The organism is Gordonia sp. IITR100, from assembly GCF_002009645.1.
Lineage (GTDB): Bacteria > Actinomycetota > Actinomycetes > Mycobacteriales > Mycobacteriaceae > Gordonia > Gordonia hongkongensis.
In genome coordinates this window covers 240,509-264,038 of the sequence record NZ_MVKV01000002.1, presented here as the reverse complement: position 1 = coordinate 264,038, position 23,530 = coordinate 240,509, and the positions used below count along the sequence as shown (strand labels likewise).

Below are 23,530 nucleotides of genomic sequence, written 5' to 3'. Positions count from 1 at the left end.
TTGGCACGCCTTTTCGGAACCGACGGCGTCCGAGGCCTGGCCAACGACGAGCTCACCCCCGAGCTCGCGTTGCGCCTGGCCTCGGCCGCCGCGGTCGTTTTTGCAGAGAGTTCGGCGACCGAGTCGCACCGGCGTTCGCGCGCGGTCGTCGGTCGTGATCCGCGGGCATCCGGCGAGATGCTGGAAGCCGCGGTGTGTGCGGGGCTCGCCGCCACCGGAGTCGACGCCATCTGTGTCGGCACCGTGCCGACCCCGGCGGTCGCATTCCTGACCGCGGACTACCACGCCGACTTCGGCGTGATGATCTCCGCGTCGCACAACCCCATGCCCGACAACGGGATCAAGTTCTTCTCCGGCGGCGGGCACAAGCTCGACGACGCTGTCGAGGACCGCATCGAAGCGACCATGGACGGCGAGTTCATCCGCCCGATCGGGGCTGCGGTGGGCCGGATCGTCGCTGCGCCGGACGCCGGCGACCGCTACCGGCGCCACCTCGCACAGGCCGTCGACACCCGCCTCGACGGATTGACCGTGGTCGTCGACTGCGCGCACGGCGCGGCGTCGGAGCTCGCTCCGCAGGCCTACGCCGACGCCGGGGCGACGGTGATCGCGATCCACGCCGAGCCGGACGGCCTCAACATCAACGCCGACTGCGGGTCCACCCACATGGACAAGTTGCAGGCGGCCGTGCTCGAGCACGGAGCCGACCTCGGACTCGCTCACGACGGTGACGCAGACCGTTGTCTCGCAGTCGATTCCACGGGTCAGATCGTCGACGGCGATGCCATCATGGCCGTGCTGGCGACGTCCCTGAAAGACCAGGGCAAGCTCCACGACGATGTGCTCGTCGCGACCGTCATGAGCAATCTCGGACTGCACATCGCCATGCGCGAGGCCGGGATCACCGTGCACACCACCGGAGTCGGGGACCGGTACGTCCTCGAGGAACTGCGGCGGGGCGGTTATTCGATCGGCGGGGAACAGTCCGGTCACATCGTCGTCCCGGGTTCGGGCACGACGGGTGACGGCATCCTGACCGGGCTGATGCTGATGGCGCGGATGGCCGCCACGTCGACGCGGCTCGCCGACCTGGCCGGCATCGTGACGGTGCTGCCGCAGGAGCTCATCAACGTGCGCGTGGGCGACAAACACGCAGTGGCGCAATCGCAATCGGTGAAAGAAGCGGTCGTGGCCGCCGAAGCCGAGCTGGGGGAGACCGGTCGCGTCCTGCTGCGTCCGTCGGGAACCGAGCAGCTCGTCCGCGTGATGGTCGAAGCCGCGACCGCCGATCAGGCGCTGGCGGTGGCCGGCCGTCTGGCCGACGTCGTCCAGGGGGCCGGGGCATGACCGGTTCGGTTCCGCGCGCGGTCCTGTTCGACTTCTCCGGCACCCTGTTCCGCTTCGAGGCGCGCGACGAGTGGTTCGCCGACCTGCGCGACGACACCGGTGCCGAGTTCGACCGCGACCGTCAGGCGGACATCATCCGGCGCATGGTCGCACCCGTCGGTCTGCCCGACGGCGTCGTCGGTGCCGACCAGGACGCCTGGGAACGTCGCGATCTCGACCCGGCGCTGCATCGGACCGGTTACCTGGCGTTGCTGCGCACGGTCGGGATGAGCAATGTCGACCACGCGAACGCTCTCTACAACCGGGTGCTCGACCCGGCCTCCTGGGTTCCGTTCGCCGACACCGTCGCGGTGCTGCAGAAGCTCGGTGCGGTAGGGGTTCCGGTCGGCATCGTCAGCAACATCGCCTTCGACCTGCGCAAGGTGCTGGCCCTGCACGGCGTCGAGGACCTTGTCTCGGCGTTCGCGCTGTCCTACGAGGTCGGGGCGATCAAACCCGACCCCCGGATCTTCCACGCCGCGCTTGATCCGCTGGGTGTGCCGGCCGACGAGGTGCTGATGGTCGGGGACAGCGAGACCGCCGACGGCGGGGCGCGCGCCCTCGGCTGCGCGTTCGCGCTGGTCCACGACGTCCCGGCCGCCGACCGGCCCACCGCTCTGCTCGACGCCGTGACCTCGCACGGCATCGAACTGCCCGACTGACCGCTCGCCTGATGGCGCACTGGCGCCTCGCCCCTCCGTACGCGACAATTCCCTGCGTGTCCGGAGAAGTCCCGGGAACCGGCGGCCGCTGCCGTGCGTCCAAGAATGCAAGGCCGCTCGGAAGATCGCGGTGAACTGGCGGACGCGCGTCGGGGAGGGGTGACATGAACGGCGACGGTGCGGACGGTGTCGGGTCGCGCCCGATCTCGATGGACACCGCCCAGGTGTCCGCGGTGTCGGCGTACTACCGCAGGTCCTCGCTGGTGTTGTCGGCGGTCGCCGACGATCTGGCCGCACACGACTTCGGGACCTGGGCTCGGGAGTCGATCGCAGGAGACGGGAACCCGGTCGCCTTCGGGCCGTCGGCCGCGGCGTACGCCGAGATGAGCGCGACCCTGTCGCGCCGGTTACGGGTGCAGGCCACGGCCGCTGCGGCGCTCGCGGACACTCTCCGCAACAGTGCGCTGACCATGGCGGACGGGGATCGGCGCGTGGCGGACGAGATCTCGCGAGCGCTGCCGCCTTCGGGGGTGGACGGCCGGTGAGACGAGGCGTGGACTCGTTGTCGGTGCTCAGGTCCGACGCCCGGGGTGGCGTCGAGGCGTTGATCGAACTCGTGTCGGCCGGTCGTCTGATGGGGGTCGCCGCCCCCGACGATGCCACCCTCCGCAACGGACTCCGCGTGGTCGACGGATTCGACATCGCGGCCTTGTCCGCGGACAGTCGCGCCCTGGTGTCGGCGCACCGGGCCGTGTCCGAACAACTCCACCATCTCCCCGAACAGCAGGTCCGCCTCGACGACGGCTGGAACAGCGAGTCCGCGACTGTCGCCCTCACGACGGTCATCGACCATCAGCGTCGCGCCGAATCGGACCTGCACATTCTGCGCACCCTCACCGACGCCACCTCGGCCGCGGCGTCGGGCATCGACCGCCTGCTGCGCACCTTCTATCTGACCGTCGCCCGGTTGTCGGCACCGACCGCGGCCGGGGTGCCGCCGGCGGAACTGCCGCAGGCGGTGCTCACCGGTCGCGTGCCGATCGGGGTGGCGGTCGAGGACATCTCGTCCCGGCTGGCCCTGTTCAGCACCTCGCAGGAGACGACGACCCGCGGGATCGCCGGAATCCTCGACCTCCTGAACCGGTCCGTCGACGGCATCGACGACGAGTCCTATCCGGTCGACGCCGGGCCCCCGGACGCCGTCCCGGTCGTGTCGCCGGGATCACCGTCGGCGGCGGCACCGGCTCAGACCGTCGCCGCGCCCGCATCGGGACCCCAGACCTGGATGGCCGAATCGACCACCGATGCCCGGCCGGCGGAAACCGGGGCGGCGACCGCCGCGGCACGATCAGAGCCCCCGGTGTCGGTGTCAGGTGCGGCCGCGTCCGAGCCCCCGGCGTCCGTACGGTCGTCGGAGCCCGACGAGTCGGCGCGCGCACCCCGCGACGACGGCGTCGACGTCCCGTTCCGGCTGGGCGGCGCCGAGGGACACGACGCGCCCGTCGCGTCAGGGCCGACGGCCTCGGCCACCGTCGAGGCGGCAACCGGGGCGGTCGCCGAAACCGAAGCCGCGGAACCGAATCGGTCGAAACAGAATCGGTCGGGGCCGGAACCGGAGGCATCGCCGGACCGATCGTCGGGTGATCTGGCGTTGGCGGGTGACCAGTGAACCTCGCCGACCAGATCGAGGCCCTCGCCCGCACCGCGACCGCCGGCGTCGCGGAGGCGTCACACGTGTTCTCCGCTCGACAGCGGGACCTCGAACTCGCCATGGACGAGCATCGCCGCAACGCGGTGCGGTCGGAGACGCAGCAGCTCCGGGACGAGCTCGAGAACGCCGCCGACGCCGCGGACGCCACCCCGGGCATCATGTTGCCGGCCGACGTGGCCGACGCCAGTCCCCATCTGCCGCCGCGCAACACATAGGCTGTCTGCTGTGCCAGGCAAGAAGCAGCAGAAGCCGACGCAGTCGCCCGCGAAGCTGATGAAGGTGCTCGCCCGACGCGGCCCCCATCGCGTGTTGCGCGGCGACCTCGGGATCGTCGGGACCCCGGGTGTCGTGTTCACTCCCGCCGAGGGCGAACGACTCCCCGCCATCGCGTTCGGGCACGGGTGGATGACGTCGGTCGAGCGCTACCGCGACCTGTGCCACCACCTCGCGTCCTGGGGCATCGTCGTCGCCGTCCCGGCGGGTCAGCGAGGCCTGCTCGCGTCCGACGACACGATGGCCGCCCAGCTCCGTTCAGCGCTGTCGATCGTGACCCGGGTCCCACTCGGCTTCGGCGAGATCACCGTCGACCCGCGCAAGATCGGGTTCGCCGGCCACGGCTTCGGTGCCGCCGCAGCGGTATTGGCCGCGTCGGAGGGCGTGCTGCACGGTCAGCCGCAACCGCCGGCGCGGGGGGTGGTCGCTCTGTTCCCGGCGCCGACGACTGCGCAACTCCTGCCCGCGGCCCGCCGGGTGAGTGCTCCGGGACTCATCGTGTCGGCGATCGGCGAACTCGACACCATCGACGGCAACGCCCTGCCGCTGGCACAGGCGTACGGGTCGGAGTCGGCCGCCGATCCCCGTCCCGGTGTGGTGCTGCGTACCCCGCCGGCCGCGACCTCCCGCGGGCTGATCGAGCACCGATCGATCAAATCACTCCTCGGCGGCAACGGCGCCGACAAGAAGACGCACACCGCCGCACGCGCCCTGACCACGGGATTCCTGCTGCACACCCTCGACGACGACAGCCGGTACGAGGCCTTCGCCGACTCCGACACCGAGCTCGGCAAGGTGCCCGCGGTGGACCTCGACGATCCGCCGGAGATCCAGGACAAGATCGCCAAGTTGCTCGGCGCGAAAGAACGCAAACGCCGCCGCGCGGCGAGTCCGGTGCCGTCCCGGGCCCCGAACGCGGTGGTGCCCGACACCATCGAGTGACGTCCGTGCCGCGGCACCCGACGGCGGCCTGCTGTGACCCCCGCTCGGCACCCGACGCGCCGCGCTGCCGCTCGCGCGTCCGCAGGTACCCTGACTAGCTATGTGTGGAATCGTGGGATACGTGGGGCGGCGCGATGCCCTGGACATCGTCGTCGACGCGTTGCGGCGGATGGAATACCGCGGGTACGACTCGGCGGGCGTCGCAATCCTCGACGGCGAGGGAAGCACCGCGATCCAGAAGAAGGCACTCCGGCTGGAGAACCTCGAGAAGCAGATCGCCACGGTCGGGCGCGAGTCGCTGTCGGGCACGACCGGGATCGGACACACGCGGTGGGCCACGCACGGCAAGCCGACCGATCGGAACGCGCATCCGCACGCCAGTGACGACGGCAAGCTCGCCGTCGTCCACAACGGCATCATCGAGAACTACGCCGAGCTACGCGCCGAACTCGAGGACGACGGCATCGAGTTCGTGTCCGAGACCGACACCGAGACCGCCGTGCACCTCGTGTCGAAGTACTACGCGTTCGGGCCGACCGCCGGCGACTTCGTGGCTAGCGCGTATGCGGCGCTGCGTCGCCTCGAAGGTGCGTTCACGCTCGTGTTCACCCATGCCGACCACGCGGACACCATCGTCGCCGCGCGGCGGTCGACCCCGCTCGTGGTGGGTGTCGGGCAGGGCGAGATGTTCCTCGCGTCGGATGTCACGGCCTTCATCGAACACACCCGGGACGCGGTCGAGCTCGGCCAGGACGAGGTCGTGGTGATCACCGCCGACTCGTACACGGTCACCGACTTCGACGAGAACGCCCGGGACGGCAAGCCGTTCCACATCGACTGGGATCTCGCGGCCGCGGAGAAGGGCGGCTACGACTTCTTCATGCTCAAGGAGATCGCCGAGCAGCCGCGCGCGATCGCCGACACCCTCCTCGGGCACCTGCAGAACGGTCGCATCGTGCTCGACGAGCAACGCCTGACCGACGACGATCTGCGCGACGTCGACAAGGTGTTCGTGGTGGCCTGCGGCACCGCCTACCACGCCGGGCTGCTCGCCAAGTACGCGATCGAGCACTGGACGCGCCTCCCGGTCGAGATCGAACTCGCCAGTGAGTTCCGCTACCGCGACCCGGTTCTCGACCGGTCGACCCTGGTGGTGGCCATCTCGCAGTCCGGTGAGACCGCCGACACGCTCGAGGCGGTCCGGCACGCGAAGGACCAGAAGGCACGCGTCCTCGCGATCTGCAACACCAACGGGGCACAGATCCCCCGGGAATCCGACGCGGTTCTCTACACCCACGCGGGCCCCGAGATCGGCGTCGCGTCGACGAAGTGCTTCCTCGCGCAGATCGTCGCCGCCTATCTCGTGGGGCTCGCGCTTGCGCAGGCACGCGGCACGAAGTACGCCGACGAGGTCGCCCGCGAGTTCGCGGCCATCGAGGCGATGACCGACTCGGTCGCGCAGGTGTTGGACACGATGGAACCGGTCCGGGAGCTGGCGCGTTCGCTGGCGCACCACAACACGGTGCTGTTCATCGGCCGGCATGTCGGGTATCCGGTGGCGCTCGAGGGCGCTCTCAAACTCAAGGAACTCGCGTACATGCACGCCGAGGGGTTCGCGGCCGGCGAGCTCAAGCACGGGCCGATCGCGCTGATCGAGGACGGGCTCCCGGTGATCACGGTCATGCCCTCGCCGGACGGCCGCGCCGTGCTGCACTCGAAGATGGTCAGCAACATCCGCGAGATCCAGGCCCGCGGAGCCCGCACGATCGTCATCGCCGAGCCCGACGACGCGGCCGCCCGTGCCGTCGCCGACGAGTTCATCCCCATCCCGAAGACGCCGACGCTCCTGCAACCGCTGGTCTCGACCGTGCCGCTGCAGGTGTTCGCGGCGAGCGTCGCGCAGGCCCGTGGCTACGACGTCGACAAACCGCGGAACCTGGCCAAGTCGGTGACCGTCGAATAGCGGTTCCGCATGCCGATCCGGTACCTGACGGCCGATGAGGTCCGCGCCGCCGAGCGGGCGACGGGGAACCTGCTCACCGACGGCGTCCTGATGCGCCGGGCGTCGCACGGCGTCGCCCGGGTGATCGCGGCAGAGCTGAGCCGGACCGGCGGATGTTATGGACGGCCGGTCGGGCTGGTCGTCGGTGCGGGGGACAACGGCGGCGACGCGCTGTTCGCCGGTGCCGAGCTGTGCCGCCGCGGCGTGCGGGTCGACGCGGTCCTGCTCGCCCCGGACCGCGCCCACGCCGCCGGGCTGCGGGCATTCCGCGCCGCCGGCGGACGGATCGGCGAGCGGCTACCCGACGGCCTCGAGGTGATCGTCGACGGCGTGGTCGGACTCGGTGGCCGGGGGCCGCTGCGGGCGAACGCCGCCGAGGTCTTCGCGGGTGTCGATCCGGACACCGCGGTCGTCGCGGTGGATCTGCCGTCGGGTGTCGACGCCGACACCGGTGAGGTCCACGATCCGGCGGTCCGTGCCGACATCACCGTCACCTTCGGCTTCCGTCGCCGCGCGCACCTGCTCGCCGCCCCACAGTGCGGGCGGGTCGTCCTCGTCGACATCGGCCTCGATGACGCCGGCCTCGGCGACCCCGCCGATTCGGCGCTCGCCACCTTGACCGACGACGAGATCGATTGGCCGACACCGGGTCCCGGGGACGACAAGTACACGCAGGGGGTGGTCGGGGTGATCGCCGGGTCGCATCGGTACCCCGGTGCGGCCGTCCTCGCCACCGGCGCGGCGGTGACTGCGACCTCCGGAATGACCCGGTTCGTCGGCTCCGCCCACGCCGAGGTGGTGGCGCAGTGGCCGGAGGTCGTCGCCACGCCCGACCTCGCCGGTGCCGGACGCGTGCAGGCGTGGGTCCTCGGCCCCGGCATGGGTACCGACGATGCGGCCGCGACGACCCTGCGCACTGTCCTGGACACCGATCTGCCGGTCCTGGCCGACGCCGACGCGCTCACCCTGATCGCCCGCGACCCCGGGCTCGTCGACGGGCGGACGGCACCGACGCTGCTGACCCCGCACGCCGGCGAATTCGCCCGCTTGACCGGTACCGAACTGGGCGCCGACCGTCTGACCGCCGTCTCCGGTCTCGCTGCACGGTGGGGCGTCACGGTGCTGCTGAAGGGACGTATCACGCTGGTCGCCGACCCGACGGGTCACGTCCTGGGCAACGACGCCGGGTCGTCGTGGGCGGCGACCGCCGGGGCCGGCGACGTCCTGTCGGGGATCGCCGGGGCCCTGCTCGCCGCCGGGAGGTCGCCGCTGGTCGCCGGTGCGTCGGCGGCGCGCGTCCACGCCCGGGCGGCGCAGCTCGCGAGTGGCGGCGCGCCGATCGGGGCGTCGACGCTGCTGGGGGCGCTGCGGCCGGCGATCCGTGAGTTCACCACGCCGCCAGCACGAACGCGAGCGGGTACAGCGCCGTCAGCACGCTGAACGCGGTGACCGACGACAGCACGATCGCGTCGGCGATGACGCCCGGGCGCCGAAAGGCGCCGTGCCTGACCCGCTGGACGAATGACACGACGAGACCTGCGCAGGCGGCGATCGTCGCGAGTACTCCGACGCCGAAGGCGACGAGAGCCGCGACCCCGTACCCGTCGGCGGGTTCGCCCGCCATGGCGTGCCCGAGGGCGAGCAGGAAGAGCACCGCGGCCGTGGCGAACGCCACCCACCCGATCGTGTTGGCGGCCCACGACGTGAGCGATGCGCGCAGGCCCGGCCGACCCGGGCGCGCGGGCGGGACGATCGGGTCGACGGGCACGAAGCCGGCGGGCACGAAGCCGGCGGGCACGAAGCCGGCGAGGTCGTGGGCTGGGCGCAGGCGGACCGGGGCGAGAACGGCGGGGTCCTGCGGATTCGAGTTCGTGTACATGGTGACTTCCGGTGGATGCGGCGGTTCGGGATCAGCGTCGGGGTCCACTCAACCGTCCTCCCCGACGCCGCGCATCGGTGTGACTACTCAGACCATCTCCGCAGAACGACGCGCACCTCACGCCGGAGGCAGCCGGGACGAGCCGCACCCGGCGATCTGGGACAATGGTCGACGATGACTTCCCCTGCTCTGACCGCGACCGTGGATCTCGGCGCGATCGCCCACAACGTCGGCGTGCTGCGCGCCGCTTCGGGCGCTGACGTGATGGCGGTCGTGAAGGCCGACGCCTACGGCCATGGCGCCCTGCCGGTGGCCCGCGCCGTGCTCGCCGCCGGCGCCGCCGAACTCGGGGTCGCGCACCTCACCGAGGCCGCCGCGCTTCGCGCCGCCGGCATCGACGCCCCGATCACCGCGTGGCTGCACACGCCGGGAGCCGACTTCGCCGGAGCGATCGTCGACGGCATCGACATCGCACTCTCGTCGATCTCCCAGCTCGACGCGGTGATCGCGGCGGCACACCGCACCGGCCGGTCCGCGGTCGTCACCGCGAAGGTGGACACCGGCCTCAATCGCAGCGGCGTTGCGGTGGACGAGTGGGCGGATTTCGCCGAGCGGGTGGCGAAGGCGCACGTCGACGGCTCGGTGACCCTGCGTGCGGCGATGTGCCACCTCGCGCGCGGCGACGAACCCGAGCACCCGCTGAACGACGCGCAGGCGCAGCGACTCGACGCCGCGGTCGCCGACCTGGCCCGCCTCGGCGCTGCACCGCAGGTGGTCCACATCGCCAATTCGCCTGCCGCGCTGACCCGTCCGGATCTCGCCCGCGACCTGGTACGGCCGGGGGTCGCCGTCTACGGCCGGACCCCGGTACCGGCACGCGGCGACTTCGGGCTGATCCCGGCGATGACCCTGACCGCGACCATCGCGCTCGTGAAGAAGGTCGCCGCGGGGCAGGGTGTGTCCTACAGCGAGACGTGGATCGCGCCGCGCGACACGGTGGTGGCCGTGGTCGCCGCGGGGTACGCCGACGGCGTGCCGCGCCTGCTGTCGGGCCGGATCCGGGTCCGGATCGGCGAGCGGATGTTCGACGGGGTGGGCCGGATCTGCATGGATCAGCTGGTCGTCGACCTCGGACCCGACGGCGCGGGTGTCCGCGAGGGCGACCAGGCCGAACTGTTCGGCACCGGCGCCTCGGGCGGCCCCACCGCGAAGGACTGGGCGGACGCGATCGGCACCATTGACTACGAGATCGTCTCCCAGGTCGGGACGCGCGTGGTCCGTCGTTACCTCGGCGAGAGGCAGGTCGGGCTCGCCGCCGAGACAACGGAGACCGGACAGTGAGCGAGGCAGCAGTGGTGGAATCCGACCGGGTCGGACTGCTGGCCGGGGTGGCGGGGATCGCCGCCCTGGGCGGCATGGCAGCCGTCGGGGCAGCGCGCAACATCGCCCGCAAGAGCGTGGTGGGCCGGCCGGACCCGCACGCCGATGTCGATCTCACCGCGCTCTACCGCGAGCGGGGGACCACGGTCACCGCCGATGACGGCCTGGATCTCGCGGTGCGGATCGTCGACCTCGGGACGGTGTCGGAAGGCTCCGTGCCCGACCTCACGATCGTGTTCGTGCACGGCTTCAGCCTCCGGCTGTCGAGCTGGCATTTCCAGCGCGAGCAACTCGCCGCCGAGTGGCACGATCGCAACTACCGGCTGGTGTTCTTCGATCACCGGGGGCACGGGGAGAGCGACCCGGCCCCGACCGAGACCTGCACGATCGCGCAGCTGGCCGACGACGCGGCAGCGGTGATCCGTGCCACCGTACCCATGGGACCCGTTGTGCTCGTGGGTCATTCGATGGGCGGGATGACGCTGATGGGGCTCGCGCGCCGGCACCCGGCATTGTTCTCGTCGCACGGTCCGGTCGCCGGGGTGGCGCTGGTGGCGACGGCGTCGCGCGGTGTCACCGACGCCGGACTCGGTGAGGGACTGCGCAATCCGGTGGTGGATGCCTTCCGGATGAGTGTGCGCCGCGCGCCGCGCCTGGTCCAGGCGGGCCGCGGCCTGACCCGCGCCGCCCTCGAACCGGTGCTGGTCGCGGCGAGTTTCGGGCCGACGTTCTACAGTCCGGCCCTCGGCGCCGCGGTGGACACGATGATCCAGAGCACGCCGATCGAGACCATCGTGAACTTTCTGCACGCCTTGGAGATCCACGACGAGTCGACCGCCCTGCCGGTGGTCGCCCAGGTGCCGACCACGGTCGTGTGCGGAGACCGGGACCGGCTCACACCATTACGCAACTCGGTCCGGATGTACTCCCAACTGGGCGCCGATTCCCGCCTGGTCGTCGCCAAGGGCTCCGGCCACATGGTCCAGATGGAGGAGCCCCGGCTCGTCAGCGACGCGATCGCCGAACTGGTGGATCGCGCGCGGATCGCTCTGCCGGCCCCCCGTCGGCGCTGGTGGAAGCGAGGCCGCCGATGAGCGGCGTGGGTCCCCGCGGTACGCGCGACCTCCCCGAGGTCGATGACACCGAGGCCTTCGGCGCCGAGCTGGCGTCGACCCTGTCCGCAGGTGACGTGGTCATCCTCGACGGTCCGTTGGGCGCGGGAAAGACGGCGCTGGCCCGCGGGATCGGTGCCGGTCTCGGCGTCGAGGGACGGGTGACCTCGCCGACGTTCATCATCGCCCGCGAGCACCGGCCGGGCCGGCCCGACCGCCCGGGGATGGTCCACGTCGACGCCTATCGGCTCGGCGGTACGGGAAGCGGGTCCGGGATGCTCGACGAACTCGATGCCCTGGACCTGGACTCCGACCTGGACGAGGCGGTCGTCGTCGTCGAGTGGGGCGAAGGTGTGGCCGAGCGGCTCGCCGACCGGCATCTGGTCGTGCGGCTGCGACGGGACACCGAAACCGATGTGCGACACGCCGAGTGGGAGTGGGTGAGCGCGGAATGAGTCAGGGTCTGGTGCTGGCGGTCGACACCGCCACCGATTCGGTGGTGGCCGGAGTGGCCGAACTGCGCGACGGTGAGGTGCGCGTGCTGGCCGAACGGGTGGTCGCCGACCACCGACGGCACGCGGAACTGCTCACCACCCTGGTCGCCGAGTGTCTTGCCGAATCCGGCACGGCCCGAACCGAACTGACCGCGGTGGTCGTCGGCTGCGGGCCCGGGCCGTTCACCGGACTCCGGGTGGGGATGGCGACCGGCGCCGCCTTCGCCGACGGGCTGGGGATACCGGCGTATGGCGTGTGCTCCCTCGATGCGCTTGCCGTCGACGCCGGTCCGGACGACGCAGGATCGCGGGCTCTGGTGGTGACCGACGCGCGCCGGCGCGAGGTCTACTGGGCGCTCTACGAGGGTGGCCGCCGTGTGCGCGGCCCCGAGGTGACCGCGCCCGCGGTGGTCGCCGAGGAGCTCGCCCCCGATGTCGCCGGGGGGCGGATCGGTGCGGTGGCGGGTTCTGCGGCCCACCTCGAACTCGCCGGCTGGACCGGTGATCCACCCGCGACCGGCGTGCCGACCGTACGCGGGGTGGTCATGGCGGCTGCCGCCGACATCGTCGCGGGCGCCGAACCCGAACCCCTTGTGCCGCTGTATCTACGACGCCCCGACGCGGTCGAGCAGAAGGCCCGTCGGGCGGGTGCGGCGCGATGACCACACCGGAGCTGGTCATCGACGCGCTCACCTTCGGTGACATCCCGCGCTGCGCCGCGCTGGAACGGCGGATGTTCGCCGACGACTCACCCTGGCCCGCCGCGGCTTTCCGCGCCGAACTCAACGCCCCGTACAACACCTATTTCGCGGCTCGGGAGCGCCTCGGCGCCGACGTCATCGGTTACGCCGGGATCTCCACGCTCGGGCAACCCGACGCCTGGGAGTGCGAGATCCACACCATCGCCGTCGATCCGGACCATCGGGGACGGGGAGTGGGCCGGGCGCTGCTCGAGGCCATGCTCGCCGTCGCGGACGAGAACGACGCCGCGGTGTTCCTGGAGGTACGCACCGACAACGAGGTGGCGATCGGGCTGTACTCACATCACGGGTTCAGCACCGCGGGTATTCGCCGCAACTACTATCAGCCGTCCGGCGCGGATGCCTACACGATGTTGCGGCTCCCGGTGTCGGGCCGGCCGCTCGAACCGGAGGAGGGCCCGGCGTGATCGTTCTCGGCATCGAAAGCTCCTGCGACGAAACGGGTGTCGGCATCGTCCGGTGGACGCCGGGCGACGGCGACACACCCGGATTCGCGACGATGCTGGCCGACGAGGTCGCGTCGAGCGTGGACGAACACGCCCGGTTCGGCGGCGTGGTCCCCGAGATCGCCTCCCGAGCGCACCTGGAGGCGATCGTCCCCACGATGCGTCGGGCGCGGGAGGCGGCCGGGATCGACCGCCCCGACGCCATCGCGGTCACCATCGGGCCGGGACTCGCCGGCGCGTTGCTCGTCGGGGTGGCCGCGGCGAAGGCCTACGCACTCGCCTGGGACGTGCCGCTGTACGCGATGAACCATCTCGGCGGGCACGTCGCGGTGGACACCCTCGAGCACGGACCGATGCCGGAGTGCGTCGCACTGCTGGTCTCCGGTGGACATACGCACCTGCTGCACGTCACCGATCTCGCCGAGCCCATCGTCGAACTGGGCACCACGGTCGACGACGCGGCCGGGGAGGCCTTCGACAAGGTCGCCCGCCTGCTCGATCTCGGTTTTCCCGGGGGGCCGGCGCTGGACCGCGTCGCCCGTGAGGGTGACCCGGGTGCGATCGCCTTCCCACGCGGTATGACCGGTCCCCGCGACTCGCGGCACGACTTCTCCTTCAGCGGACTCAAGACCGCGGTCGCACGGTATGTCGAGAAATGCGTGCGCGACGGTGTGGAGGCACCGGTGGCGGACGTCGCGGCCTCGTTCCAGGAGGCGGTGGCGGACGTGCTGACGATGAAGGCAGTCCGGGCCTGCGGTGACCTCGGGGTGGACACCCTGGTCCTCGGCGGCGGTGCCACCGCCAATTCGCGCATCCGATCGCTGGCGGAGGAACGCTGCGCGGCGGCCGGGATCGACCTGCGGGTTCCGAAGCCGCGCCTGTGCACCGACAACGGCGTCATGATCGCGACGCTCGGCGCTCATGTGATCGGCGGGGGCGCGGCGCCCTCGCCGCTGACCGTGGCGTCGGACCCGGCGATGTCGGTGCGTGTCAGTCAGCTGTAGCGGACGGAGCCCGGCCGTCTTCGCGGGGAGCGAACACGGCCGGGTTTTTGCAGCCTCCACCCTTGAGTGCTGGCACTCGCATGTATAGAGTGCTAGATGGCGCTGACCGAAGCCTCGGACACCCGCGACGACGGGGTTTTGCAGGGCCGTGAACGTGCAGATTCTTTCTCAGTAGGAAAGTTGAGGACTCACATCGTGGCGAGCGTGAACATCAAGCCGCTTGAGGACAAGATCCTGGTGCAGGCCGTCGAGGCCGAGACGACCACCGCGTCGGGCCTGGTCATCCCGGACTCCGCCAAAGAGAAGCCGCAGGAAGGCACCGTCATCGCTGTCGGCGAGGGTCGGGTCACCGAGCAGGGCAACCGCGTCCCCGTGGACGTCAAGGAAGGTGACACCGTCATCTACAGCAAGTACGGCGGCACCGAGATCAAGTACGCCGGCGAGGAGTACCTGATCCTCTCGGCGCGCGACGTCCTCGCCGTCATCGGCAAGTAGGACCGGCACCGAACTCCGGCCGAGTTAGACCCCGCGAGCCTTCATCGCGTCTCACATCGCCCCGGCGCCCCGTGCAGGGGTACCGGGGCGATGTGCGTTACGCCGACAGGCTCCCGTTGCAGAAAGTGATTCATGGCCAAGCAGATTGAATTCAACGAAACCGCGCGCCGGGCGCTCGAGCGAGGCATCGACCAGCTCGCCGACACCGTGAAGGTCACCCTCGGCCCGCGCGGACGGCACGTGGTCCTCGCCAAGGCGTTCGGCGGACCGAGTGTCACCAACGACGGCGTCACCATCGCGCGCGACATCGAGCTCGACGATCCGTTCGAGAACCTCGGCGCGCAATTGGTGAAGTCCGTCGCCACCAAGACCAACGACGTGGCGGGCGACGGCACCACCACCGCGACCGTGCTGGCACAGGCGATGGTCAAGGCCGGCCTGCGCAACGTCGCCGCCGGGTCCAACCCGATCGCTCTCGGGCAGGGCATCAGCAAGGCTGCCGATGCGCTGAGCGAGGCCCTGCTCGCCGCTGCGACCCCCGTCGCCGGTGAACAGGCCATCGCCCAGATCGCCACCGTGTCCTCCCGCGACGAGGAGATCGGCGAGATGGTCGGCAAGGCGATGACCGCGGTCGGCGCCGATGGTGTCGTGACCGTCGAGGAGAGCTCGGGGCTGAGCACCGACCTCGAGATCACCGAGGGCGTCCAGTTCGACAAGGGCTTCCTCTCGCCCTACTTCGTCACCGATCTCGACAGCCAGGAAGCGGTTCTCGAGGACGCGCTGGTCCTGCTCTACCGCGACAAGATCAGCTCCCTGCCGGACTTCCTGCCGCTGCTGGAGAAGGTCGTCGAAGCAGGCAAGTCGCTGCTGATCATCGCCGAGGATGTCGAGGGCGAGCCGCTGTCGACCCTCGTCGTGAACTCGATCCGCAAGACGATCCGCGCCGTCGCCGTCAAGGCGCCGTTCTTCGGCGACCGCCGCAAGGCCTTCCTCGAAGACCTCGCGATCGTCACCGGCGGAACCGTCGTCTCCTCCGACATCGGCCTGAGCCTGCCGACGGTCGGTCTCGACGTGCTCGGCTCGGTCCGTCGCGTCGTCGTCACCAAGGACGCCACCACCCTCGTCGAGGGTGCCGGCACCAAGGACGCGATCGCGGACCGTTCGGCGCAGCTGCGACGGGAGATCGAGCAGTCCGACTCCGACTGGGACAAGGAGAAGCTCGCCGAGCGTCTGGCGAAGCTCTCCGGTGGTGTCGCGGTGATCCGCGTGGGTGCGGCCACCGAGACCGCGCTCAAGGAGCGCAAGCACCGCGTCGAGGACGCCGTCGCGGCGGCCAAGGCCGCCGTCGAGGAGGGGATCATCCCCGGTGGTGGCTCGGCCATCGTGCAGGCGTCGAAGAAGCTCGACGCCCTCGCCGAGTCCCTGACCGGTGACGAGGCCCTGGGTGTGCGGGTCGTCCGCGACTCCGCGCGGGCGCCGCTCTACTGGATCGCCGCGAACGCTGGACTCGACGGTGCGGTCGTGGTCGACAAGGTCGCCGGTGGGGCCGAGGGCTCGGGGTTCAACGCCGCGAGCCTGTCCTACGGCGACCTGGTCGCCGAAGGCATCATCGACCCGGTGAAGGTCACCCGGTCGGCGGTCGTCAACGCCGCGTCGGTGGCCCGCATGGTGCTGACGACCGAGACGGCGATCACCGATCAGCCGGCCGACGAACCGGCCGGTCACGCGGGACACGGGCACGCGCACTGACGTAACTCCGCGCAGTTCGACGAACACGAGAGCCGGGCATCCTCGCAGGGATGCCCGGCTCTCGCGGTCGTGGTCTGGTCGGGTTCGACGCCCCTGGCCTCAGCTGGCCATCCGGCGGCCGACGCCCCGCTTCATCAAGATGCTGCGCTCGGATTCGGACAGTCCGCCCCAGATGCCGTACGGCTCCGCCACCGCGAGTGCGTGCTCCCGGCATTGCGCGATGACCGGGCACTGGTGGCACATCTCTTTGGCGCGTCGCTCACGCTGCGCTCGGGCGCGGCCGCGTTCGCCGTCCGGATGGAAGAACATCGACGAGTCGACGCCGCGGCAGAGTCCTGACATCTGCCAGTCCCAGATGTCAGCGTTGGGGCCGGGGAGATGATTGGGCTGAGGCATGACAGCTACTCCTTGTCGTGGGCCGCACCGGGGTGCTTCGGTGGGAAACGTCGATTTCCTGCAACGCTGAACTCACATTAAGCGGGCCTGAGAAATTGCGTCAATAGCCCTGAAATGGGACCGGATTGCTGCGAAAGTCTCAGAAATGTTAACGGCGGGTTAGGTGATCGCGGTTGGATAGCACAGCGCGGATGCGTCGTTGCGGTGCCCCCTGATCCGGGGTGACCGACCCGGTGTGACCTGCAATGATGACTGCCGGGTCCAGGTGTCTGTCCAGTGCGTCGGACGTAGGGGTGTGGTGACGTCGATCGAACCGATTTACACGGCGGAAATCTTCCGATGATGCACCCGTGATCTGTCCAGAGAATTAACGTTGGGAATCGTTCGTTAAATTCATGCAAACCGAAAAAGATCGAGTGACCAAGAACACCTCCTCGACGCTCGACAAAGCCGTTGAGCTGCGTCGACACCCCTCGATGCGACCTTCGGTGGTCCCGCTGCTGCATGCGTGGGCCGCGGCGGTCTCCGCCGGCGGGGACGGGAACTACGCCCGCGCGCTCACCGAGCTCGCGTCCCTCGAACGGGTCGCCGGTGTGCGAGCGCGGGGATTCGCGCCCACCGACCCCCACCTCGCCGTGCTGTCTCTGTGTCAGAGCACGCGGGCCTCGCTGATCCGCCAGGCCGGGCGACACCACATCTCGCATGGGGTCGACGGTCGAGCCCTCCTCACCGTCGGAATCTCCGGCGCCCGGGCCGAGCCGGGTGCACCGGGCCCCGGGCCACGCGAGGTCTCGCTCATCCGAGCGGCGGTCGCGGACGGACTCGTCGGGCTCGCGGCCGACAATCTGGGTCTGCTGCGGTTCGATGCGTCCCGTCGGCTGCTCGACCGGGCGCGAACGGTCCTCGATCCCACGGACGAGCGGCCGGTCGGGGCGAACCCCGAACAGTGGTCCTGGCGGCCGGCGGACGCGGACTGGATGACGGCCACGCGCTGCCGCCTGCGCTGGGAATGGGTGAGCGCCGAACTCGGTCTGTACCGCGGTGACGTGGCGTCCGGGCTCGAACACGCCCGAGCGGGGGCACTGCTGGTGCGGGAGATGCACGACGCGGCGACTCCGGTCCCGGCCCGCCATCGAGTGAAGACCGCGTTGATCGCCGCGGCTGCCGCCGCGGGCGCGGGGGATCGGGGTGGCACCGCGAACGCGGCGCGGGACGTCGTCGCCGACGCTCGCGACGAGGCCCTCCTGCCCCTGGAGTGGGCGGCGATGAGCCTGCTGCTGGGCACCGGAGCCGCGTCCGGCGACGAGGCCGTTCACCACCGCCGGCTCCGCGCCACGCTGATCGGCAAGGGCATGGCGCTGATGCCGGACGGTTGATCGCTAAGGTGTGTTGGGGTCTGCCACGTCGTCGCCGCCGGAGACGTCGCCGGAACGCGCTCTCCAGCCGCGTGCCACGACGATCGCCACCGGCGGCGTCACCGTGCCGGGGCCCGGACCAGGACCGGCAATTAGACCGGTTGGCCGACTTGTAACACGGGGATTCCTACGCGCGATGAAGTTGACAGGTGGTGAGTTGAACGACGCCGTTCGGGCCGCGGGCCAAGGCGATCGGGCAGCTCTCACGTCAGTTCTCGAAAGCGTGCAGGAACCGATCCTGCGCTACTGCCGAGGACGCATCGGGGTAGGGGAACGGCATCTGTTCTCCGCCGACGACATCGCGCAGGAGGCATTGATGGCGGTGATGACCGCGTTGCCACGGTACCGTGACCAGGGCAAACCGTTCATGGCCTTCGTCTACGGCATCGCCTCGCACAAGGTCGCCGACGCCATGCGGGTGGCGGCACGGGTGAAGTCGGACCCGGTCGAGGAGATCCCCGAGGTCTCACACGTCACCGGTGGCCCCGAGCAGTTCGCGATCGATGCCGACGGCAGCAGGCGGATGAGAGCCCTGCTGGGCATCCTCCCCGAGAAACAACGCGAGGTACTGGTCCTGCGGTTGATCGTCGGGATGTCGGCGGAGGAGACCGCGCAGGCGATCGGCAGCACCGCGGGAGCAGTACGAGTCGCCCAGCATCGAGCGCTGGCGAAATTGAAAGACGAGTTGAGACGGACAGGAGGTCACGATGAGCGGACAGTCTGATTGGCGTAGACGCCGTGTCGCCGGTGGTGACCAGCCGAATCGACCCGGTCAGCCGCCGGCGCACCGTCGCGCGCCCGGTTCGAGCGGCCCGGCGCCCGCCGGGCCCGGACCCCGCCCGGTTGACCCGTTCTCCTCGGACGCGGAGTCCGGACTCGACGCGTTCGATCTCTCCGCTTCCGATGACGCGCTCGATCTCTCCGAACTGAACTTCGACGAGAACTTCCTCGACGCGCTGACCCGCGATGTGCCGGTGCCGACCCGCGACGCGGCCGAGTATCAGCTGGCCGAGATGCTGTCGGGCTGGCGGTCGGAGATCGTGTCCACCCCCGAGCCCGAGCTGCTGTCCGTCGACGACGTCGAGCGGGCAATCGGGACCAGCGAGCGCGCGAGTCGCGGCCGCCGCATGGTCCGTCACCTGCGCGTCGTGTCGGGTGCCGCCGCGATCGTCATCGTTGCGGCTGCCGGCCTGACCGTGCTCTCCGAGGGCTCGCAACCCGGCGACCCGCTGTGGGGCATCAAACAGGTCGTGTTCGCCGAGGCCGCGTCGCAGACGCAGGCGGCCCACGACGTCCGGAACAACCTCGAGCGTGCCGAGGCCGCGATCGCCGCCGGTGATCCGGGTGCGGCGGCCAGCCTGCTGGCCGAGGCGCAGGAGCGCATGGGTCCGATGGACAACGAGATGCGTGACGAGATGACGGACTGGATGAACCGCATCCGCGCGGGTGCGGGTCTGCCGACCGAGACCACCGATCCCGCACCGTCGACCGGTGCGGAACAGCCCGGGACGATCGACCCGACCCGGCCCGATCTCCGGAACTCCGAGGACCAGCCCTCACCCGACGCGTCGACGCCTCCGGGCGGCGGGACGGATGAACCGACCACGCCGTCCGAGCAGACGAGCGAACCGCAGGAGCCGTCGTCGGTCCCGCCCTCGAGCGAGCCGGCAGAACCGTCGACGCCGTCGTCGAGCACGAAGGTCACCCGTTTCCCGGCCGAGTTCCCCGAGATCCCGTGGACGCCGCCGCCCGGCGTGGACGCCGGTCGGCCGATCGGCTGACGCGACCGCACCATCGCCGGCCCCAACGGTCGTTGGAGATCATGAGCGAGGCCCCGCACCGGATCGATCGGTGCGGGGCCTCGCTCATTGGTGGTGCCGGAGAGTCGGCGACAGTTACCGCCGCGTCCGTGGAGGATCAGCGCTCGTCGTCGAGATGACTACGGGCGTCGGCGTAACCGCGGCAGTAATCCCACGTGACGTAGGCGTCCGGACGGGGATCCACCGCGGGCTCGTGCGGCCGGACGGTGCCGTCGATGAGAAGCTGGATCAGGTTGGCGCGCAACATGTCCCAGTCGTGGTAGTGGTCCTCGCGGCAGTCCTCACACACGACGACCAGGCCGCGTACACCGCGATTGGCCAGTAGGGCCTCGTAGAGTGCGAGATCGGCGAGGTCTTCTTCGACCGCGAGCCGCTCGTTCTCGTCCAACGGGATACCCGGCTCCACGCTGTCCAATGCGGATGCGGGATCGCTGGGATCGTCGGCGAACGGATCCGGCGGGAGGCCGGGTGGCAGGTGGTCACGCACCACACCACCGTAGCCGATCCGCGGGTGCGCGCGCCGCAGGCGTTCACCGGTCGAGCGCACCTGTTGAGAGTGGGTCGGGCGACCTCATCGGCGCGAAGACTCCTGTGTGACGATCGCCGCAACAAGGGACTCGATACCATGGTCCGATGACTGCTGTTCGTACCGGTGGAGACGATCCCGGCAAGGTCGCGATGCTCGGCCTGACCTTCGACGACGTCCTGTTGCTGCCCTCGGCGTCGGACGTGATACCCAGCGAGGTCGACACCTCGTCGCGGGTGACCAAGAACGTGACGCTGCGTGTCCCGCTGGTGAGTTCGGCGATGGACACCGTGACCGAGTCCCGGATGGCGATCGCGATGGCGCGCGCCGGGGGTATGGGTGTCCTCCACCGCAATCTGTCGATCGAGGAGCAGGCCGGCCAGGTCGAGACCGTCAAGCGGTCCGAGGCGGGCATGGTCACCGATCCGGTGACGTGCACCCCCACGCACACGCTCGCCGAGGTGGACGCCATGTGCGCGCGCTACCGCATCTCCGGTCTGCCCGTTGTCGACGACAAGGGTGAGCTCGTCGGCATCATCACCAACCGCGACATGCGGTTCGAGGTCGACCAGAGCCGTCCGGTCGCCGAGGTGATGACCAAGGCCCCGCTCATCACCGCCCAGGAGGGCGTCTCCGCAGAGGCCGCACTGGGACTGCTCCGCCGGCACAAGATCGAGAAGCTGCCGATCGTCGACGGCAACGGTCGCCTGACCGGACTCATCACCGTCAAGGACTTCGTCAAGACCGAACAGCATCCGCTGGCGACCAAGGACTCCGACGGACGGTTGCTCGTCGGGGCGGCCGTCGGCACCGGTGACCCGCAGTGGGACCGGGCGATGGCGTTGGCCGACGCCGGGGCCGACGTGATCATCGTCGACACCGCCCACGCGCACAACCGGCTCGTGCTCGACATGGTGGCCAAGTTGAAGGCCGAGGTCGGCGATCGGGTGGACGTGGTCGGCGGCAACGTCGCGACCCGCGAGGCCGCGCAGGCCCTCGTCGACGCCGGCGCCGATGCGGTGAAGGTCGGCGTCGGACCGGGCTCGATCTGCACCACCCGCGTCGTGGCGGGTGTCGGTGCCCCGCAGATCACCGCCATCCTCGAAGCCGTGGCGGTCTGTCAGAAGGCGGGAGTGCCCGTGATCGCCGACGGTGGTCTGCAGTACTCCGGCGACATCGCCAAGGCCCTCGCGGCGGGGGCGTCGACCGCGATGCTCGGTTCGCTCCTCGCCGGCACCGCCGAGGCCCCCGGCGAGCTGGTCCTGGTCAACGGCAAGCAGTTCAAGAGCTACCGCGGCATGGGTTCGCTGGGTGCGATGCAGGGTCGCGGACAGGCGAAGTCGTACTCCAAGGACCGCTACTTCCAGGACGACGTCCTCAAAGAGGAGAAGCTGGTTCCCGAGGGCATCGAGGGACGGGTGCCGTTCCGCGGTCCGCTGTCGCAGGTGATACATCAGCTCGTCGGCGGCCTTCGTGCCGCGATGGGCTACACCGGCGCGTCGACGATCCCGGATCTGCAGACCGCGCGGTTCGTCCAGATCACCGCGGCCGGCCTGAAGGAATCCCACCCGCACGACATCACGCTGACCGCAGAGGCACCCAACTACTATTCCCGCTGAACTCCCCGAGGTCGTTCCCGCCGGACTCGTCCGGGGGGCCAGGCCGTAGGGTCGTTGTGCAGCTGAACTCCGCAGAAAGGCGCAGTGGTGCGTGACCTCGTCGAAATCGGCATGGGCCGGACAGCCCGACGGACCTACGAGCTGGGGGACATCAGCATCGTCCCGTCCCGTCGGACCCGTTCGTCCAAGGACGTCTCCACCGCATGGCAGATCGATGCCTACCGGTTCTCCTCGCCGATCCTGAGCCACCCGACGGATGCCCTGGTGTCGCCGTCGGTCGCGATCGAACTGGGCAAGCTCGGCGCGCTCGGCGTCCTGAACGGTGAGGGGCTGTGGGCCCGTCACCGCGACGTCGAGGCGAAGATCGCCGAACTCGTCGCCATCGCGGCGGAGGACCCGGATCCCTATGCGGCGGTTCGACACCTGCAGCAACTCCACTCGGCCCCGCTCGACAGCGGGTTGCTCGGCGAGGCCGTGGCCCAGGTCCGCGACGCGGGGGTCACCACGGCCGTCCGCGTCAGCCCGCAGCACGCACCCGAGCTGACCCCGGCGCTGCTGGCCGCCGGGGTGGAGATCCTGGTGGTGCACGGCACGATCATCTCGGCGGAGCACGTGGCGCAGGTCGATGCCGACGGCACGCAGCGGGAACCGCTGAACCTGAAGACCTTCATCGCCGATCTCGACGTACCGGTCATCGCGGGCGGCGTGCACGACCACCGCACCGCGCTGCACCTGATGCGGACGGGTGCCGCGGGCGTGATCGTCGGCTACGGTTCCGCCGCGGGAGCCACCACGACGGGCGAGGTGCTCGGCATCGGTGTGCCGATGGCCACCGCCATCGCCGACGCCGCCGCCGCGCGTCGCGACTACCTGGACGAGACCGGCGGCCGCTATGTCCACGTCATCGCCGACGGCGACATCCACAGCTCGGGCGACATCGTCAAGGCGATCGCCTGTGGAGCCGACGCCGCGGTCCTCGGGACCTCGCTCGCCGCAACGAGTTCCGCGCCCGGCAACGGGTGGTACTGGCCGTCGGCCGCTGCTCACCCCGACACCCCGCGCGGCGCCCTCCTGCAGGTCGCCGCGGGCGAGGACCGACCGAGTCTCGAGCGGGTCCTCTACGGCCCCTCCGACGACCCGTACGGCGAGCTGAACGTCGTCGGCGCACTGCGTCGGGCCATGGCGAAGGCCGGTTACTGCGACCTCAAGGAATTCCAGCGCGTGGGGTTGTCCGTCCGCGGCTGAGCTGAGGAGCGCCCGGAGCTTGCGGAACGGCAGCGGCCCCTCCGCTCCCTGGGGAGCGCTCGGAGCTTGCGGGACGGCAGCGGCCCCTCCGCTCCCTGGGGAGCGCTCGGAGCTTGCGGGACGGCAGCGGCCCCTCCGCTCCCTGAGGAGCGCCCGGAGCTTGCGGAGGGTGCGTCACGAAGGGTTAGGGTGACCTGGGTCTCGTTATGTGAC

24 protein-coding genes are annotated in these 23,530 nt (G+C 70.5%); 21 read left to right on the top strand and 3 right to left on the bottom strand.

Going from position 1 to position 23,530, the window contains the following annotated elements:
* From glmM to B1818_RS05010, 8 genes are all read left to right on the top strand, one after another.
* On the top strand, positions 1 to 1,347 hold the full coding sequence (gene glmM, locus B1818_RS05045; RefSeq protein WP_058250709.1) for a phosphoglucosamine mutase: 1,347 nt from the start codon (positions 1 to 3) through the stop codon (positions 1,345 to 1,347).
* A complete protein-coding gene (locus B1818_RS05040; protein ID WP_058250708.1) occupies positions 1,344 to 2,048 on the top strand; it encodes an HAD family hydrolase in 705 nt (234 codons plus the stop codon). Before glmM ends, B1818_RS05040 begins: the two co-directional genes overlap by 4 nt.
* A gap of 164 nt (positions 2,049 to 2,212) precedes the next feature.
* The gene (locus B1818_RS05035) at positions 2,213 to 2,593 is read left to right on the top strand and encodes a hypothetical protein (protein ID WP_058250707.1); all 381 of its coding nucleotides are present in this window, start codon (positions 2,213 to 2,215) and stop codon (positions 2,591 to 2,593) included.
* The gene (locus tag B1818_RS05030; protein ID WP_058250706.1) at positions 2,590 to 3,717 is read left to right on the top strand and encodes a hypothetical protein; all 1,128 of its coding nucleotides are present in this window, start codon (positions 2,590 to 2,592) and stop codon (positions 3,715 to 3,717) included. The genes B1818_RS05035 and B1818_RS05030 overlap by 4 nt, the downstream gene beginning before the upstream one ends.
* Positions 3,714 to 3,974, top strand: coding sequence for a hypothetical protein (locus B1818_RS05025; RefSeq protein ID WP_058250705.1), 261 nt, complete (start codon positions 3,714 to 3,716; stop codon positions 3,972 to 3,974). Before B1818_RS05030 ends, B1818_RS05025 begins: the two co-directional genes overlap by 4 nt.
* Before the next feature lie 10 nt (positions 3,975 to 3,984).
* Complete coding sequence (locus B1818_RS05020) at positions 3,985 to 4,974, top strand: alpha/beta hydrolase (protein ID WP_058250704.1); 990 nt, start codon at positions 3,985 to 3,987, stop codon at positions 4,972 to 4,974.
* Between the two features lie 100 nt (positions 4,975 to 5,074).
* Positions 5,075 to 6,937: a glutamine--fructose-6-phosphate transaminase (isomerizing) gene (gene glmS, locus B1818_RS05015; RefSeq protein ID WP_058250703.1), complete on the top strand. Its 1,863-nt coding sequence runs from the start codon at positions 5,075 to 5,077 to the stop codon at positions 6,935 to 6,937.
* Positions 6,938 to 6,946: 9 nt separating this feature from the next.
* Positions 6,947 to 8,416 carry an NAD(P)H-hydrate dehydratase gene (locus B1818_RS05010; RefSeq protein ID WP_058250702.1) on the top strand — a complete coding sequence of 490 codons (1,470 nt, stop codon included), beginning with the start codon at positions 6,947 to 6,949 and terminating at the stop codon, positions 8,414 to 8,416.
* On the opposite strand, the gene B1818_RS05005 is transcribed toward B1818_RS05010, so the two are convergent.
* On the bottom strand, positions 8,364 to 8,903 hold the full coding sequence (locus tag B1818_RS05005) for a hypothetical protein (RefSeq protein ID WP_231742303.1): 540 nt from the start codon (positions 8,901 to 8,903) through the stop codon (positions 8,364 to 8,366). The genes B1818_RS05010 and B1818_RS05005 overlap by 53 nt on opposite strands.
* Positions 8,904 to 9,029: 126 nt before the next feature.
* Between B1818_RS05005 and alr the strand changes: the two genes are divergently transcribed.
* From alr to groL, 8 genes are all read left to right on the top strand, one after another.
* On the top strand, positions 9,030 to 10,196 hold the full coding sequence (alr, locus tag B1818_RS05000; RefSeq protein WP_058250701.1) for an alanine racemase: 1,167 nt from the start codon (positions 9,030 to 9,032) through the stop codon (positions 10,194 to 10,196).
* Positions 10,193 to 11,329 (top strand): alpha/beta fold hydrolase, encoded by a 1,137-nt coding sequence (locus B1818_RS04995; RefSeq protein WP_058250700.1) that lies wholly within the window; start codon positions 10,193 to 10,195, stop codon positions 11,327 to 11,329. Before alr ends, B1818_RS04995 begins: the two co-directional genes overlap by 4 nt.
* Positions 11,326 to 11,802 carry a tRNA (adenosine(37)-N6)-threonylcarbamoyltransferase complex ATPase subunit type 1 TsaE gene (gene tsaE, locus B1818_RS04990; protein WP_058250699.1) on the top strand — a complete coding sequence of 159 codons (477 nt, stop codon included), beginning with the start codon at positions 11,326 to 11,328 and terminating at the stop codon, positions 11,800 to 11,802. The genes B1818_RS04995 and tsaE overlap by 4 nt, the downstream gene beginning before the upstream one ends.
* Positions 11,799 to 12,503: a tRNA (adenosine(37)-N6)-threonylcarbamoyltransferase complex dimerization subunit type 1 TsaB gene (tsaB, locus tag B1818_RS04985; protein WP_058250884.1), complete on the top strand. Its 705-nt coding sequence runs from the start codon at positions 11,799 to 11,801 to the stop codon at positions 12,501 to 12,503. The genes tsaE and tsaB overlap by 4 nt, the downstream gene beginning before the upstream one ends.
* Entirely contained in the window at positions 12,500 to 13,009 is a 510-nt protein-coding gene (rimI, locus tag B1818_RS04980) for a ribosomal protein S18-alanine N-acetyltransferase (RefSeq protein WP_058250698.1), read from the top strand. Before tsaB ends, rimI begins: the two co-directional genes overlap by 4 nt.
* Positions 13,006 to 14,052, top strand: coding sequence for a tRNA (adenosine(37)-N6)-threonylcarbamoyltransferase complex transferase subunit TsaD (gene tsaD / locus B1818_RS04975; protein ID WP_058250697.1), 1,047 nt, complete (start codon positions 13,006 to 13,008; stop codon positions 14,050 to 14,052). Before rimI ends, tsaD begins: the two co-directional genes overlap by 4 nt.
* 195 nt (positions 14,053 to 14,247) lie before the next feature.
* Entirely contained in the window at positions 14,248 to 14,547 is a 300-nt protein-coding gene (gene groES / locus B1818_RS04970) for a co-chaperone GroES (protein WP_004019185.1), read from the top strand.
* Between the two features lie 132 nt (positions 14,548 to 14,679).
* Entirely contained in the window at positions 14,680 to 16,296 is a 1,617-nt protein-coding gene (groL, locus tag B1818_RS04965; RefSeq protein WP_058250696.1) for a chaperonin GroEL, read from the top strand.
* A 99-nt stretch (positions 16,297 to 16,395) separates the two neighbouring features.
* On the opposite strand, the gene B1818_RS04960 is transcribed toward groL, so the two are convergent.
* Positions 16,396 to 16,692, bottom strand: coding sequence for a WhiB family transcriptional regulator (locus tag B1818_RS04960; protein WP_010841865.1), 297 nt, complete (start codon positions 16,690 to 16,692; stop codon positions 16,396 to 16,398).
* A gap of 416 nt (positions 16,693 to 17,108) precedes the next feature.
* Between B1818_RS04960 and B1818_RS04955 the strand changes: the two genes are divergently transcribed.
* From B1818_RS04955 to B1818_RS04945, 3 genes are all read left to right on the top strand, one after another.
* Entirely contained in the window at positions 17,109 to 18,068 is a 960-nt protein-coding gene (locus B1818_RS04955) for a hypothetical protein (protein WP_058250695.1), read from the top strand.
* A 175-nt stretch (positions 18,069 to 18,243) separates the two neighbouring features.
* Positions 18,244 to 18,831 (top strand): sigma-70 family RNA polymerase sigma factor, encoded by a 588-nt coding sequence (locus B1818_RS04950; RefSeq protein ID WP_010841867.1) that lies wholly within the window; start codon positions 18,244 to 18,246, stop codon positions 18,829 to 18,831.
* Positions 18,815 to 19,888, top strand: coding sequence for an anti-sigma-D factor RsdA (locus B1818_RS04945; protein ID WP_058250694.1), 1,074 nt, complete (start codon positions 18,815 to 18,817; stop codon positions 19,886 to 19,888). The genes B1818_RS04950 and B1818_RS04945 overlap by 17 nt, the downstream gene beginning before the upstream one ends.
* Before the next feature lie 136 nt (positions 19,889 to 20,024).
* Here B1818_RS04945 and B1818_RS04940 read toward each other — a convergent pair whose 3' ends face one another.
* Positions 20,025 to 20,414: a DUF5319 domain-containing protein gene (locus tag B1818_RS04940; protein WP_058250883.1), complete on the bottom strand. Its 390-nt coding sequence runs from the start codon at positions 20,412 to 20,414 to the stop codon at positions 20,025 to 20,027.
* A 146-nt stretch (positions 20,415 to 20,560) separates the two neighbouring features.
* Between B1818_RS04940 and guaB the strand changes: the two genes are divergently transcribed.
* Both guaB and B1818_RS04930 read left to right on the top strand, forming a co-directional pair.
* Positions 20,561 to 22,072, top strand: a complete 1,512-nt coding sequence (guaB, locus tag B1818_RS04935; RefSeq protein WP_058250693.1) for an IMP dehydrogenase — start codon at positions 20,561 to 20,563, stop codon at positions 22,070 to 22,072.
* A gap of 87 nt (positions 22,073 to 22,159) precedes the next feature.
* The gene (locus tag B1818_RS04930) at positions 22,160 to 23,317 is read left to right on the top strand and encodes a GuaB3 family IMP dehydrogenase-related protein (protein ID WP_058250882.1); all 1,158 of its coding nucleotides are present in this window, start codon (positions 22,160 to 22,162) and stop codon (positions 23,315 to 23,317) included.
* The last annotated feature ends 213 nt before the right edge of the window (positions 23,318 to 23,530 follow it).

What these genes read in the sequence shown, in the direction of transcription:
- B1818_RS05040 (WP_058250708.1), top strand. Translation starts at nt 1,344, where the DNA reads ATGACCGGTTCGGTTCCGCGCGCGGTCCTGTTCGACTTCTCCGGCACC.
- B1818_RS05035 (WP_058250707.1), top strand. Translation starts at nt 2,213, where the DNA reads ATGAACGGCGACGGTGCGGACGGTGTCGGGTCGCGCCCGATCTCGATG.
- glmS (WP_058250703.1), top strand. Translation starts at nt 5,075, where the DNA reads ATGTGTGGAATCGTGGGATACGTGGGGCGGCGCGATGCCCTGGACATC.
- B1818_RS05010 (WP_058250702.1), top strand. Translation starts at nt 6,947, where the DNA reads ATGCCGATCCGGTACCTGACGGCCGATGAGGTCCGCGCCGCCGAGCGG.
- alr (WP_058250701.1), top strand. Translation starts at nt 9,030, where the DNA reads ATGACTTCCCCTGCTCTGACCGCGACCGTGGATCTCGGCGCGATCGCC.
- tsaE (WP_058250699.1), top strand. Translation starts at nt 11,326, where the DNA reads ATGAGCGGCGTGGGTCCCCGCGGTACGCGCGACCTCCCCGAGGTCGAT.
- tsaB (WP_058250884.1), top strand. Translation starts at nt 11,799, where the DNA reads ATGAGTCAGGGTCTGGTGCTGGCGGTCGACACCGCCACCGATTCGGTG.
- rimI (WP_058250698.1), top strand. Translation starts at nt 12,500, where the DNA reads ATGACCACACCGGAGCTGGTCATCGACGCGCTCACCTTCGGTGACATC.
- groL (WP_058250696.1), top strand. Translation starts at nt 14,680, where the DNA reads ATGGCCAAGCAGATTGAATTCAACGAAACCGCGCGCCGGGCGCTCGAG.
- B1818_RS04960 (WP_010841865.1), bottom strand. Translation starts at nt 16,692, where the DNA reads ATGCCTCAGCCCAATCATCTCCCCGGCCCCAACGCTGACATCTGGGAC.
- B1818_RS04950 (WP_010841867.1), top strand. Translation starts at nt 18,244, where the DNA reads ATGAAGTTGACAGGTGGTGAGTTGAACGACGCCGTTCGGGCCGCGGGC.
- B1818_RS04945 (WP_058250694.1), top strand. Translation starts at nt 18,815, where the DNA reads ATGAGCGGACAGTCTGATTGGCGTAGACGCCGTGTCGCCGGTGGTGAC.
- guaB (WP_058250693.1), top strand. Translation starts at nt 20,561, where the DNA reads ATGACTGCTGTTCGTACCGGTGGAGACGATCCCGGCAAGGTCGCGATG.